11 protein-coding genes are annotated in these 14383 nt (G+C 47.4%); all 11 read right to left on the reverse strand.

All coding sequences use genetic code 11. From position 1 onward, the window contains the following. Window positions 1–569: 569 nt before the first annotated feature. A complete protein-coding gene (locus MHI12_RS29065; protein ID WP_405171014.1) occupies window positions 570–2237 on the reverse strand; it encodes a hypothetical protein in 1668 nt (555 codons plus the stop codon). Window position 2238: 1 nt separating this feature from the next. Then, window positions 2239–3024, reverse strand: coding sequence for an ABC transporter ATP-binding protein (locus MHI12_RS29070; protein WP_036606587.1), 786 nt, complete (start codon window positions 3022–3024; stop codon window positions 2239–2241). A 234-nt stretch (window positions 3025–3258) separates the two neighbouring features. Next, the gene (locus MHI12_RS29075) at window positions 3259–4767 is read right to left on the reverse strand and encodes an RICIN domain-containing protein (RefSeq protein WP_405171015.1); all 1509 of its coding nucleotides are present in this window, start codon (window positions 4765–4767) and stop codon (window positions 3259–3261) included. A 361-nt stretch (window positions 4768–5128) separates the two neighbouring features. Continuing rightward, entirely contained in the window at window positions 5129–5764 is a 636-nt protein-coding gene (locus MHI12_RS29080; protein ID WP_405171016.1) for a PepSY domain-containing protein, read from the reverse strand. A gap of 233 nt (window positions 5765–5997) precedes the next feature. Beyond that, entirely contained in the window at window positions 5998–6798 is an 801-nt protein-coding gene (locus MHI12_RS29085; protein ID WP_405171017.1) for a PepSY domain-containing protein, read from the reverse strand. A gap of 298 nt (window positions 6799–7096) precedes the next feature. After that, a complete protein-coding gene (locus MHI12_RS29090; protein ID WP_405171018.1) occupies window positions 7097–8473 on the reverse strand; it encodes an ATP-binding protein in 1377 nt (458 codons plus the stop codon). Further along, window positions 8470–9225, reverse strand: coding sequence for a response regulator transcription factor (locus MHI12_RS29095; protein ID WP_339311339.1), 756 nt, complete (start codon window positions 9223–9225; stop codon window positions 8470–8472). The genes MHI12_RS29090 and MHI12_RS29095 overlap by 4 nt, the downstream gene beginning before the upstream one ends. A gap of 55 nt (window positions 9226–9280) precedes the next feature. Next, complete coding sequence (locus tag MHI12_RS29100) at window positions 9281–9925, reverse strand: SDR family oxidoreductase (protein WP_405171019.1); 645 nt, start codon at window positions 9923–9925, stop codon at window positions 9281–9283. A 316-nt stretch (window positions 9926–10241) separates the two neighbouring features. Then, entirely contained in the window at window positions 10242–11423 is a 1182-nt protein-coding gene (locus tag MHI12_RS29105) for an NAD(P)/FAD-dependent oxidoreductase (RefSeq protein WP_036606574.1), read from the reverse strand. A 24-nt stretch (window positions 11424–11447) separates the two neighbouring features. Continuing rightward, the gene (locus MHI12_RS29110; protein ID WP_017691658.1) at window positions 11448–11894 is read right to left on the reverse strand and encodes a DUF1641 domain-containing protein; all 447 of its coding nucleotides are present in this window, start codon (window positions 11892–11894) and stop codon (window positions 11448–11450) included. 681 nt (window positions 11895–12575) lie between these two features. Next, on the reverse strand, window positions 12576–14375 hold the full coding sequence (locus tag MHI12_RS29115) for an RNA polymerase sigma factor (protein WP_405171020.1): 1800 nt from the start codon (window positions 14373–14375) through the stop codon (window positions 12576–12578). Window positions 14376–14383 lie beyond the last annotated feature (8 nt).

A 14383-nucleotide genomic window follows, 5' to 3' on the forward strand; every position in this document is an offset into this window, starting at 1 on the left:
TATCACTACACTGGACACAGCTTCTATATACAAACACCCTGCCACCTAAGTATATTCATACCGCCAACACATTTGCCGCCACGCTATTGGTTCAAAGTTTAGTATTACCTGGAACTCATCATAGGCTTCGTTCGATTTCAATATTTCGGCGTACTGAGAGAGAGCCTACACTGCTTTACTTCATTCTAACGAACCTGATACACGTTATTAGCCCCTTTTAGCATGGATCTAATATCTAACGAATCTCAGACATGCTATTGTGCCTAGTTTGGTCCTTTTTCAAGCTAAATAACTACTTTTCCGAAGGATAGCGTTCCTGAGGTTCGTTAGAATTTATATTTCAGATTTTGACCGTGAATAGGTTGTCTCAGGTTCGTTAGCGCTGCGGATGAAGTTTCTTTGGGGGTAGCATCACCTAACTAAAAGAGCTAACCCCGACATCCATGTCCAGGTTAGCTCTTCTTAGTTCTTCTTAGCACTCTTAACTCTTCTAGGCTCTTATCACTTCGTCCTTCTACTTTCTAATCCCTTATCGCTTTTCTTTTACTCTTTTATTCTGTTGCAACTTCTCAAACTGCAACCGAACTCTTACCCGGTACCTTCTTCTCTCGAAACAGCAGCGTCCACAGCAACACATTCGCTACGATCAATAGCGCACCATATATCCATACGCCCCCCGATACCGAACGGAAAAAGACATGTACTCCCCATAACATGGCGAGTACAGGGAGGGCGGCGAATACATACCAACCATCACTTTGCTGCGCCATACTGAAGGATTGGGAGAACGGCGGCTTACGCAGCAACAACTTGCCTGCCAGTGGGACAAGGGCGGTCGCCGTCAGCATAATAATCGCAATATCCGGCAGTATCCGTGATCCAAATGTCCAGGTAAACAGAATGGCATTCAACAGAAATATAGGCAGGAACATGTTGCACAAAAACGCCTTCAGAGCGCCTTTATATAACGCGCTATCATTCGCCATCGGTGCAGCGCGAAAGGTCCAGAACGCTTTGTATTGTCCTGAAAATTTCAGCATGACCACCACCGTTACAACCAACATCAGTACGATGTAAAAGGTGTATACAAACGAACTTTGTCTAAACTCCGCCCAACTAGAAGATTGCAATTCAGTAAACCAAAATACATAAGGTAAAACAAATGATAAACCAAGCGATGGATACACCTTCAGCTTAAATTCCCGTTCATTACGCATCATGCTGGCTGACAGACGAAAGCAAGCCTGTTCCTCTCTGGAACGACTGACCACCTTGGAGATCAACCGATCCCATCTTCCGCGTCTGCGTCCGGAGGACTGACCCGAATGTGCCATTTTTTCCAAATACAATTCAAAGGAAGGCATAAGCTTCACATATACGATCATACTCACCACAGGAACCAAGACTGCCAGTGCTGTGAACGTATAGATCCACACATTCCCGCCCCCTGCAAATAACCATTCATATGCAGCCGCATACCATAACGGAGGCAACAGCAACTGCCACCAAGCCGGGGTAAATACCATACCAAAATCAATAATACTGAACGAACGGATGACCAGCTGATAACCGATTGCAATCCCCACGGAAAGCAGAATCTGTACCATATTGATCATATCCTTCAGCTTCTCACCATCCAGAAACTTCATCATGAACAGATAGATCAAAGACGTTGTCACCAGAATCAGCATATTGATCAGAATCAGTTCTACAAGGAAGATCAGAAAGAATCCGATCCCATGCGTCACCAACGCGGCAATTAGCGGTATACCGGTTAATGAACCGGTCAGTAATAGCAGATATACGCCCGCATGGATGGCTCGGGCCATACCCACCGTTCGTCCATTAACGGGCTTGGTCATAATAATATTACGATCCCGGATGTCCAGCAGCACAGAGGAAAAATCCGAGATCATGGACGTCATGATCATAAACATTAAGATGCCAAACACAAGGCTCATCTGAAGCATGAAATGCCCCGTATCCCAGACGATGAAGGGAACCATCATCAGTCCCATTAATCCATACAACCACAGGGAACGAAGAAACTGATTCCCTTCCTTGCGCTCCTTTTTCCCTGAATTGTTGGATAAAATAGTAGGTACTCTACGTTGATCCATCTGGAACTTCACTCGCAAGATCAAGCGTAGCACATCATAATCCGCCCCTGTTCTGGCGATAAGCGGACGAAAGCGATCCAGAATCTTGAGTGTGCGGAAGTCGGAGGATTCCTCCATATCAGTACACCTCCTGCACAATCGATACAAAACGCTCCGCAATGGCTTTATGTTCATTGAAGCCTGTCAATTGATTGAATACTTCCTCCAGCGTGCCTTCCATGGATTGCTGTTGAAGCTGCTTGAACGTACCGTCTGCCACTACGCGTCCTTCAGCGATCAGTACAATTCGACTGCTGATCTTCTCCACCACATCCATGATGTGTGACGAATAGAAGATCGTTGTGCCTTTGGCTGACAACTGCGACAAAATCTCTTTGACTACCATCACACTATTCGCATCCAATCCGCTGAGCGGTTCATCCAGGAACAACAGATCCGGGTCATGCAGCAGCGCAGAGATCAACAGCACTTTCTGACGCATACCTTTGGAAAAGGATGCAATGCGGGAATGATATGATTTTTCCATTCCAAAACAATCCATCAATAGCTTGGCTTTGTAATCCGCATCCTCATAGGACATACCGTATAACTCTCCCGTAAAAGTCAGATACTCCGCAGGCGTTAATTGTTCGTACAATTCCGCCACCTCCGGAACATAGCCGATTCTGCGCTTATACTCTACATCCCCATCCGCAATATCTTTACCAAAGATCCGCACCGTGCCTACATATCCTTCAACCAGCCCGAGTAAAATCTTAACCGTTGTACTTTTTCCAGCCCCGTTTGGGCCAATATATCCAATCATCTCACCGCGATTCACTTCCAGATCGATGCCGTTCAACACATAACGTCCGTTGTATCTCATACGCAAGCTTTCAATTGATAGCACTTGTTGTTCACTCACTTCGTTATCCAGCTCCTGTCTCTATCTTTTTCTACAATTCTACTAGTTTACCACAGATTGGGATGGTAATGATCGGAAATAGGTCACGATATGAGCCATCAGCTGGATATCCCTTTCGAGTAAAAGCATCACGTAACATGCGTGAATACAGCACAAAGCCCCTGTCCCACCTTATGGTAAGAGACAAGGGCTTCCACTTTATGTTGAACCTTATTTTATAATATCTAAAACGTCTTATTGCACCTTAACAATCTGAAAATGCTGATTCGTGCCGCCATTATCCGTCCACTGGATGGCCGCAGCCCCATCTGCCAAGGATTGACTGGAGATGTCCAAGACCTTGCCTGTACTGCGGTTCTTCAGTTTATAATAACCACCACCTACACTGACGAGCTGCCATTGCTGGCTGGCCCAGCCACCATCATTCCACTGTTCAATGACAGCCCCGTCGTTTGTGGAACCATTTTCCACGCCAATTAGCTTGCCACTGGAACGGTTGATGATTTTGACATAACCGCCACCCGCATCGGTAATCTGCCACTGTTGACTTGTCATCCCCCCATCTGCTCGCTGCTCCAGATCCGCACCGTTGGCGGAAGAACCCCCGATGACATTTAGCAATTTGTTACTCTTACGACTAATCAGCTGATATGAAGCATTCGGGTCCCAGACATCCGGTGTACTCACTCCAGTCACAGTCCCTGTTGCTGTATCAATCGTAATACTGCTGGCCCAGTTCATCGCCAGACTAGTTGCGCTCGGGAATGAAAGTGGCAGCCAGACATACTTGGAATCCTGCACAGGTCCGCTCCATGCACCAGCCCAGCGATCACCCATGTAGAGATAGGATGTGGTCTGTGAACCTTCTACAGGAACAACATAGGTAGATTGGGAACCATACGTTGTGCTGTCTCCAAAATTGCTAAGGCCGCTCCATGTGCCTGTAATGCTGGAGGCTGTCGCATATTTGGCCTGATTTGGATTCCAGCCGGTCGCACCCGAGGTGATCAGGAAGTAGACGCCGTCTTTTTTGAATAGGGCTGGTGCTTCACGATATTGTCCGGGCCATAGTGTTGTGACAAGGGATTCAACACCCAGGAAATCTGGGGTCAGCTTATATATATTCAGATCTGCATTCACTCGGGTCGCGGAGATCAGATAAGCGGTTCCGTTATCGTTGTACACCGTCATATCTCTGGAATCATACCCAAGTGGACGATAACTGCCCACATACGTGTAGTTGCCATCAACCGTATTCGAAGTAGCTACCGCCACTCGGGCCTCGCCATAATCCAGACCATTCTCCTTGTGCATCCACAGCACATATTTGCCGGTAGCACGGTTATAGATGACTTTTGGGCGTTCAATGTTGGAGATATTTAACTCGGCTGCCGAGCTGCTGGTGAGCACATCATTGCGATACTCCCAGTTCTTCAGATCCGATGAACGATACACGGATACGGCCTTGAACGTTCCATTCGTATTACGGTTCTCCCCAAACCAATAATAATACCCGTTTGCCTTGATCATCCCGCCCCCATGGGCATGAACGACGTTGCCATTGGTATCCTTGAACTGTACCCCGTTCGTTACACTGAGCGGAGCAGCTGAAGCATTCGGTCCGGGTGTGAGCAGCATGCCTATTAATTGCAGCGCCAAAACCAAAGCAAGCAGATAACTTAAGCGGCGGGTAAAGCGACGTGAATGTGTATTCTTTTTCAACCATCCATCGTTCATAGCCATATCGTAATGCACCTCCATGTTTTTTGTGAAGCGCTTACATAAAAGAAAATCGATATGTCTCATCTGCCTCCGATCGATGATGCATTTCAGCAATAGAATTCCTGGCAATAATGGCTGAGCGTTCACCTCCATGATTCCGATTGTATCCGCCACATTCCTGCTTGAATAGTGAACAATCCGGCGGAAAATGTACAATCTCATACTCAGCTCTCTCCATAAACAGCAAAAAGACGCTTCCCCCGAAGCGTCCTCTGCTATACCTGCCCTGCCCCTTCATGATGTAACAATCTCTAGCTGTGCGCGGCTGTTCATAGGCAGGTTTTTATATGATGTTTTATCGGCGTATACTCGCCCTTATTGCTTAATCTTGGTCGTCAAAATCCTGGTCAAACGATAACACTTTACCTGTGTTGGCATCGATATCTACATCTGCTTCACCTTGAGCGGTTCTCAGCTCGATCTCATACACATAGCGACCATCATCATGATCCAGCTCGACTTTGGTTACTTTACCACCTGTAACTTGTTTCAACGCAATGTTTGAAGCTTGGGATGCAGTCAATTTAACCTGCTTGGAAGCAGAGTTATTGGACGTGTTGCCTGTTGCAGTACCTTTATAATCGTCGTCATCATCGTAGTCTTCATCATTCACAACCGCAAGGATTTTTCCTGTATAAGCATCCAGACGAACGACAACATCATTGGTTCCTTTTCTGTCGATCTCAACTTCATAGAACGTTTGGCCGTTTCTACGCTCCAGATCCACGTCATCCACTTTACCATCGGCTGCTTTTAACGCCAACGCTTTCGCTTGTGATGCATTCAGCATTTTACCTGTGCTGTTCTGATTCTGTGTTGCAGATTGTGTTGTTGACGTTGGTGTAGTTTGCACCGATTGTCCGTTCACATTCCCGCTAGCCGCTACGGCCGATCCACCAAGTAATACTGCTGCTGACAAGCTACCAATCCAAAGTTTATGTTTGTTCATCATCATCATCCATCTCCTCGTTGTTGTTGTTTTCGTTCTCGTCTACATTTATAGAATAACCTGCAGGAATGAGAGATCAGCGAGAGTTAGATTAGAATTTGATGAGAAAGTGAAGAGAATGCTCATTTAATGAGTGTTCATTATGTATGTAATCTAAAAGAAATGAAAAAGATGACCCCTAAATTAGGAATCATCTATCCAGCAAGGTGTAACTCTATATTCTATGGATTCCTGTACAAATGTTAATCCTCGTCCTCATCCCAAGTCACCGAACGAATCGCTCCCGAGATGGCATTCACTTGCACAATGGCTTCCCGGCCATCCTCTAGATCAATTTCAACCAGATAATATGGATTCCCGCTGTTGGTTCCACGCAGTTCGATGTCGTCCACTTCCCCTGGAACCTCCGCAAGTGCCTTCTGTTTGGCTTGTTTCTCGCTCAGAAACTGAGGTTTGGGATCATCCTTGGTTGGTTCAGTTGTCGGGGCTGCTATTGTTTTGGACGATATCGTCTCTCCCGTATATGGATCAATCGTGAGTTCTTCACGGCTGTTATCCTTTGCCTTCACTACGGCGGTGTATACCGGACTGCCTTGTTGCTCCACAAGTTCAAGCGAGACCAATTGGTTATCTGTTTGTTGTTTTAACAACGCCGTCTTGATCTGCTCGCGGCTCCATAACGTCTTCTCTTCCGCTTGCGGGTTCGACTCCAGCCGTTTAATGGAATTCACAGCAGCTGTAACGGCATCCACTTGCACATCATATAGACCGGTCTCCGAACGGAGCTGCATGATATACGTCCCGTCCTTCAACGTGGAATTCACAATCTCCCCTGGATATTGATCCAGTACGGATTGGGCTGCCGCATCTGCCGTAAGTACCGCACCCGTCGATTGCCACGGCTTCCACCAAGCAACAGCTACCACAATCAGCACAACGAGAAGCCCTGTACCCCACCAGAGTGATCTTCGCGATTTCGCCCATCCACTGTTCCCCTGTTCATGCCGTTTCATCTCCGGTGGTCGCTGCTCATGCTCTGTCATCACATTTTCCCCCTTATAGCTCTCCCCATAGCCCGAGTTCATCTGTTATATATTCGGTCTGAGTTTAGTTTCCAATGCTACTACATAAAATGAACTAATCTTTTACACAGTAACGGAGAGGACAGAAAAAACCTGAAAAAGCGAAGCGTTCGCCTTTATTCCCGGATTTTCCCCTTTGAGAAAAGGGAATCAAAAAATCTGGGGATAACAGCGATTGGAAGGTTGTTCTGTCATCGTAGTGTCAGTGTGAACAATCTTTAGTTCAGTTTATATAGTATATAAGAGAAGAATGAGAATTTCATGAGAGCGGCCCGTTCTGAACCGATAAAGGCAAAATAATCGAAGCCTCGGTGCCTTCACCCTCGGTGCTGGTCAGTTCGATCCGTGCCCCAACTGCTCCTGCAAGCTCTTTGGCAAGTGACAATCCCAGACCTGAACCGCTTGCGCCTAGGCTACGTGTTCTGGCCGGATCAACCCGGTAGAATCGGTCAAATACCTTCTCCAGCTCGTCCTCCCGCATACCAATCCCGGTATCCACGATCCGAATACGGCACTCTTGCCCCTTGGCTTCCAGCCTGACTTCAATTGCATCTTCACTATACTTCCGGGCATTATCCAGCAAAATAAACAAAAGCTGCTTCAGCTTGCTCTCATCACTGATCGCCCAGATTGGACCTGGATTTTCACACCGGACTTCACGGTGATAGGCTTCGCGAAACGCACGTGTGGAGTCTGTAGCCAGTCTCGTGATATCCACACGCTCCAGCTGCACATTCCACTGCTCTGGCTGCTTCGCAAGCAGTAGCAGTTGCTCGGTCATCTCTCTCATGCGAACCGATTCGGACAGAATCGCTTCCACCGCTTCATCAAATACCTCGGGCCGCTCTTTTCCTCGCCGCTGTAGCAGACTGGCATAACTCTCAATAATGGTCAGCGGTGTTTTGAGTTCATGGGATGCATCGGATACAAATCGTTCCTGTCGCTCAAAGTTGGATTCGAGCAGATCCATCATCCGGTTGAACGTCTGTCCCATCGTTTTCAGTTCATCCTTAGACCCTTCCTCCAGTGGAAGACGCTTGAATTGGCCGCTGGACTGTATGTCAGTCATCGTGCGTGTCATCTGCTGAATCGGTCTGGTCATCCGGTTCGCCAGAATCCGGCTGGAGATAATGGCTGGAATGAGAGCAATAATCGTGACCGCCACAAGCACAGTTCGCAGTACAGACAGACGATTCTCCGTCTCTGCAATGCTCTCGGTGACCTGCACATTCACCACCTCGCCATCAGGCCAGATGACAGGGACTGATACCCACACATAACCAATCTGCTCAACTTGGGTATACTCCGATTTCTTCTCACTTTCGTACTTATAAGGCAGCTTGCTCAGCTGCTCGGAAGCTGCTGTTGTTGTCACCGGGGAACTGGTGCCGTCTTCATTAACGATCCGAAGCATGCCGTTCACAGGCGCATAGGCCCGCAACAAGTCGTCCGGCGGAATGGAGCCAGCAGACTGACGCACTCCTTTGACAATAGACTCCGCTTCCGCTTCCACCCGATTAACCTCGTTATCAATCGACATCCGTTCAAACACGATGTAGACCGACAGGTTCACCGCGATTAACAGCACAGCAAATAATACAGACGAATATCCGTAGATTTTACTGCGCAGGCTCATAACTGTTCCTTCAGGACGTATCCAACGCCCCGTACGGTATGTATTAAGGGCGGTGTGAATCCGTTATCCACCTTTTTGCGCACATAACGGATGTACACATCCACCACATTGGTATCTCCATAATAATCGTATCCCCACACAGCCTGCACAATCTGATCACGACTGAGCACCTGACGTTGATTCTGAAGCAGATACACGAGCAGGTCGAACTCACGTGGAGTAAGCTCAATGGCCACACCATCTCGGGATACCTCTCGCGTTCCTTCATTTAGTTTCAACCCGGCAGCCGTCAACCAGCCCGCCTCAGCTTCATCCTGATGCCCAGAAGAGTCATTCCCCGTATCAGCAGGTGTAGACGAAGAAGCGGAAGAAGCAACAGACGCCACTGCACTAAGCCGCAATGCAGCCCGAACTCGGGCAAGCAGCTCTTCAATCTGGAACGGCTTGGTGATGTAGTCATTGGCTCCGAGATCCAGGCCGGATACTTTGTCTTCTACAGAATCTTTGGCAGTGAGCATAATGATCGGAACCGTAGCATCTTTGGCCCGAACTCGCCGCAACACTTCAATTCCACTCAGACCAGGCAACATCACATCCAGCAGAATCAGATCCCACTGTCCTTCTGCATACTTCTCCAGTCCTTCTGTTCCACTACCAGCCTTGCCCACCTGATATCCCTCATACTGTAGTTCCAGTTCCAGCAGACGTGCTATTTTGGGCTCATCCTCTATGACCAGCACGGCTTCGTTCATGCAGCGCTCCCCCTCATCCCCATCATTTCATTCTCCCGTTATCTTACAATAACATCTACAATTTGCCCAAGGCATCTTCAACCGGATGCTCCCCGCCAATCAGATCAAAGGCCATCCGGTACGTCTTCTCTTCCTGCAAAGAAGCCACGATGACACGGGCTACATCTTCACGCGGGATGCTTCCCGGCTCCAGATCGGTTCCAACTGCAATCTTGCCCGTGCCTGGTTCATTCTTCAGACCACCTGGACGTATAATCGTGTAATTGAGATCACTTGCAAACAACACACGATCCGCGTAATGTTTTGCCACGTAATAAGGCTTGATGGACTCTGACCATTTCTCCCGTTGATCTGCGCCATACGCACTGACCAAAATATATCTGGAGATTCCTTGCTGCTCTGCGGCTTCCATCGTTTTCACCGCACCGTCGAGATCAATAAGCAGTGTTTTGTCCTGCCCAGTAGATCCGCCTGAACCCGCCGTAAACACAATGGCATTATGATCCTTCATTGCCTCAGCCAAGTCCTCCACACTACCCTCCAGGTCACCAATTACCACTTCGGCACCGAGTTCCTTCAGTGCATCCGCCTGCTCCGGTTTGCGGATCATGGCCGTTACTTTATGTTTGCCTTCCTGTGCCAGCTGCTCCACCACAAACTTACCGATTTGTCCATTTGCTCCTATAACTAAAACGTTCATACGTCATTCTCCTCTCAGTTGAACGGATGGCTTGATGCAGCTCCCCGTTCCTTTTATTTGAAGATGCTCATCCTATAATTTAAACGAAAGCCGGCGCTTCTAAGCGCCGGCTTCATGTCTATGCCCGTTCAGTACATTTATGAAATGTGACGTCTGCCGTTGTCCCATTAATATGCCATATCCCCTAGGTACTTTATACGCGACCTCACATCGACCACTTCTGCCGTACCTTTTTCCCATATGAATATCTGTTTTTCTTTGTAATGGTGACAACCAAAAAGGACGCCCAAAAGGGCGCCCTTGAATGGCATTAAGATTAGTAAGCCAGTGCGAACAAACCGTGAATATGAGCCAGGTAACGGATGTTACTTGCTTCTTTCATCATGGTTGCAGGCAGACCTTTCAGACGAGTCTGGTTGCCACCGATCATGCCGACAGCATCTTTACGACCCAGGCTTCCCAGCGTACCGGAGAATACTGGTGTGAAGGATTCCATTGCGCCACCTTTGAACATAACGCCCAAGTTGTGACCAATAGTCTCACCCATTTGCCAAGCCAATTGTGCTGTTGGAGGGTAAGGGCGAGCGCCTTCGCTAGGGAAGACCACTGCGCTGTCACCAGCAACAAACACGTCTTTGTGAGAAGTAGATTGCAGAACTTCCGTAACTTTTGCACGGCCACGATCCACTTCAATTCCGCTGTTAGCAACAACAGCGTTGCCTTGTACGCCACCTGTCCATACGAGTGTGTTCGTAGGGATAGAGCTGCCGTCTTTCAGCAGAACTTCGTTTTCTTTCATCTCGGTAATCGCTACGCCAACGATGAAGTTAACGCCACGTTTCTCAAGACTTGATTTAGCACGCTCAACCAGCTCTGGCGGGAATCCTGCCAGGATGGAAGGACCTGCTTCAACTGTGTACAGGGATACTTCTTTGAAGTCGATGCCTTTTTCTTGACATACTGCAGGAAGCAGATCAGCGAATTCGCCAACAAGCTCAATACCTGTCAAGCCGCCGCCACCAATAACAAACGTAGCGTCTGCTTTGTTGCCGGACTGTTTGTAAGCATCAAGACGTGCTTCAACGTGTGCACGAATACGGTTTGCATCGCTAACCGATTTGAGCGTGAAGCTGTACTCTTGCAATCCCGGAATTCCGAAGAATGCCGTTTCGCTGCCCAAGGCAACGACAAGTGCATCGTAAGAGTATGTGGAGCCGCTGGTCATCAGAACTTTCTTCTCGTCCGGCTTGATTGTATCCACCGTATCGATTTTCAAGTTCACGTTTTTGCCACGCAGCAATTTTTCGAGTGGAAGAGCAACTGCTTGTTCAGCAATGCTTCCCGCTGCAAGACGGTGCAGTTCCGTGATAATTTGGTGTGTAGGGTAACGGTTCACGACAGTAATTGTCGCTTCTTCCGGAGACAAGTATTGACGCGCAGTCAATGCAGTCAACAGACCGCCGTATCCTCCACCCAAGATCAAAATTTGCTTCGACATATCCATCCTCCGTTCTTCTAAGTCTTAACGTTTCGGTTGTTGACGCTCGTTCAATATGCTCAAGAAAGATTGAGCAAAACGAAGCGATTGTTGTACGTTTGGATCTTTAAGCATTTTCAGCATAGCGAACAAGCCAACTGAAGTTTGCTCTGTTTGCGCACGGTCATTGGCTTCGATGGCAGCAGAAGCTACACCTTTAGCTTTGTCTACAACAGGCTTAGCGAACTCGCCCATTGCGCTCATTGTGTCGCTGATCAGAACTTTGTCTGTTGCTACACTTTGTGCAAAGTCATAAGCTTTTGTCATAGCAGTAACCATTTCAGCCAATTTAGGCAGGTTCTCCACCAGAACGGTTAAAGACTCCTGTACCTCAGGCTTCATCAGTTGATCCAGAACGTCCAAGGACTGGCGCTCGGAAACGTTGGCACCTTCTGTAACTGGCACCTCTTGTTGAGTAGGCGATTGTGACATAAGAGAAAGTCCTCCTTTACTTTGGGATAGAAGTCCGCGACTTTCATGATGCCTGTCAAGCAGAGCCGAACCACAAAATACATCGAATACATCTAAATGTACCAAATTTCACACAATAGGATGAGCGTAGCTCAGGGCCACTCCCATATCATGCATTGTATCTTGGATCTATTGCGGACAACATGTGTTGACGCACAAAACGACAAGCAGGCCGAAACCGAACTCTATACCCTTATATTACACCTCTTACACATGAACATGAAAAAGAAATTTTTTACACTTGTGAAGATATTGTGAACATTGTAGCAAAATCGATTTTTTTGTCAAGCAATGCGGTCGGATTAAAATCGATTATTCTCCTGTCCCAGATCCGTCATACTACCACATGTGGTATGAAGACAAGATCCCATATGACCATATGTGCGATATGTACACAAGGAAGGATTTTTTCAACTGAATGATTCAGGAATTGTTTTCCAAAACCATGAATTTCATGCAACGAAATTGGTCACTGTCGTTATTATGCAGCTAGGGGTGCAGCCTTATTCCTGAAATGACATCATTTCTTGTTCAAGTATGAACCTATTCTGGCATGAAAGCAAAAAAGACACAAAGAAGGCCTGACAAATCGTCCTGCCTCGTGATATTTGCTTTACTATTCGCCCGATTGAATCATTTAGGTTACACCATAACTATTTCTGGGGAATGCTGATCCATTTCTTCAAGCAATGCTTTTATTGCAACGACGGCGGCTCGCTCCAATTCCTCCACTTCCAGAAGTATCGAGATGGCCTGATCGGCATGAAGCTTCTCATTAGGCAGTCCTCCATCTGGAAAAGGAAATAATTCTGCGAGTTTATTTAACTTTTGGGAGATGTTTCGATATAACTCTTCTGCCTGAAGACAGAATGGAATCAAGCTGGAATAGCTGGAAATCGAAGCCCACTTTAGTGAAAGTTCTTTGAAAAACTCACTTGCATTACGTCTTGCATCCCACAAAACCGCAATGTTATAAGCGTGACCGTTCGGTTCTACCCGTCTGTATTCTAGGGCTTCTCTCCAGACTGCATAGGCAGCCACACCACTGACTGTGTTCGGCAAGGTATACGGATCCTCCCCACGATAATGAGCCAAAACAGCTGTCAGTGCCGCGTGCAAGTTCATTTCTCGTATCATGCCATCCGATTCCGCTGCCAGTACAAATACTTCCTGATTCACACCCCGGCCTACATGATCATAGGGAATTGTTCCTGATTTAATGAAATCGGTACCGTATAGGGTCCGGGCTGCGTCATCATAGCCATAGATCAACCCGAATTCGGGAATATTCAGGTCCCACACAACGGCCGGAATTCCCCGATGAATGGCGTAACGTATCAGGGAGAGGGCCTGAACAAGTCTTGGATTAAGCAACCTTTTCCCCTTCGCTTTCTCCTCTAGCATCGAAGGATCGACCAGATTGGCATTAAGTCCCGCTTCGCTCGCCAAAGCCTCAACCGCATGGGAACGATAACCCATATGTTGCAATCCTCTTGTAAGCACCTCTTTGAAGTTATAGGCGGTGGGTCCAGCGATATGTATGTCCTGAGGCAGGATGGTCAGACGAAAAGAAAGTCCACTCATCCCCATAACCATGGGGAGAGACGGAGATGGACCGATATAACCTAACATCTCGTGAATGGACGCTGCTGCCGAGTTCCAGGTTTGGGGAGCCCGAAACGAAAGGGGCTCCTCCAGAATCACTCGATTTTGCCCGAGTGAATTCCACTCTGCCAGCATTTCTTCTACAGATAAATGAATATGAAGCTGAGACACTTTTTTACGTGAACGGGACAGAATTTGATACACATTGGCACTTGTCAGGTTGAATTTGTAGGCCATTTCTTGCGGTGACAGCTGCTCCATCCAATATGATGTGAAGACCTGTTGTTCTCTTTCATTCAGACAACCCAACAGCCTGTGGAGATTGTTCCTCATTTCCTGCTGAGCAACAGCTTGATACGGATCATAGTCTGTCTCCTGCGATCTCCGATTTGAGTCATTCAAAAGATGATTCAGCGTTATGTCGAGCGAGTCTTGATCGCTCCATGAGGCATCATCAGCTCTTAATCCAAATGCAAAGAACGAAGAAAAATGTTGTTCCCGCTGCTGCTTTTGGCGCTGCATATGTGAGTACGCCTGATTACGCATAATGCGCTGCATCCAGGCCATAAAACGCTCAGCATTCTGAAGCTGTCCCATATGAATGAACGCACGAATAAGCCCATCCTGTAAAATGTCTTCTGCGAGATAAGAATCATACGTAAGTGCTCGTACATAACGAAACAATTGCCCACGGTAACGGTGAATTAACTCTCCAAAGGCCTCTATATCCCCAGTTTGGGCTCGTTGGATAAGCGCGATATCCGGCTCCTTTTGCCGATCCTCTAATGTCTCATCTTCCCCTGGCCTGATATGGCGATTGTTATTTAATCCATCCATGTATATCT

It is taken from the genome of Paenibacillus sp. FSL H8-0280, assembly GCF_045040665.1.
GTDB classification, from domain to species: Bacteria; Bacillota; Bacilli; order Paenibacillales; family Paenibacillaceae; genus Paenibacillus; species Paenibacillus xylanexedens_A.

What these genes read in the sequence shown, in the direction of transcription:
- MHI12_RS29115 (WP_405171020.1), bottom strand. Translation starts at nt 14,375, where the DNA reads ATGGATGGATTAAATAACAATCGCCATATCAGGCCAGGGGAAGATGAG.
- MHI12_RS29095 (WP_339311339.1), bottom strand. Translation starts at nt 9,225, where the DNA reads ATGAACGAAGCCGTGCTGGTCATAGAGGATGAGCCCAAAATAGCACGT.
- MHI12_RS29105 (WP_036606574.1), bottom strand. Translation starts at nt 11,423, where the DNA reads ATGTCGAAGCAAATTTTGATCTTGGGTGGAGGATACGGCGGTCTGTTG.
- MHI12_RS29075 (WP_405171015.1), bottom strand. Translation starts at nt 4,767, where the DNA reads ATGGCTATGAACGATGGATGGTTGAAAAAGAATACACATTCACGTCGC.
- MHI12_RS29110 (WP_017691658.1), bottom strand. Translation starts at nt 11,894, where the DNA reads ATGTCACAATCGCCTACTCAACAAGAGGTGCCAGTTACAGAAGGTGCC.
- MHI12_RS29080 (WP_405171016.1), bottom strand. Translation starts at nt 5,764, where the DNA reads ATGATGATGATGAACAAACATAAACTTTGGATTGGTAGCTTGTCAGCA.
- MHI12_RS29100 (WP_405171019.1), bottom strand. Translation starts at nt 9,925, where the DNA reads ATGAACGTTTTAGTTATAGGAGCAAATGGACAAATCGGTAAGTTTGTG.
- MHI12_RS29090 (WP_405171018.1), bottom strand. Translation starts at nt 8,473, where the DNA reads ATGAGCCTGCGCAGTAAAATCTACGGATATTCGTCTGTATTATTTGCT.
- MHI12_RS29065 (WP_405171014.1), bottom strand. Translation starts at nt 2,237, where the DNA reads ATGGAGGAATCCTCCGACTTCCGCACACTCAAGATTCTGGATCGCTTT.
- MHI12_RS29085 (WP_405171017.1), bottom strand. Translation starts at nt 6,798, where the DNA reads ATGACAGAGCATGAGCAGCGACCACCGGAGATGAAACGGCATGAACAG.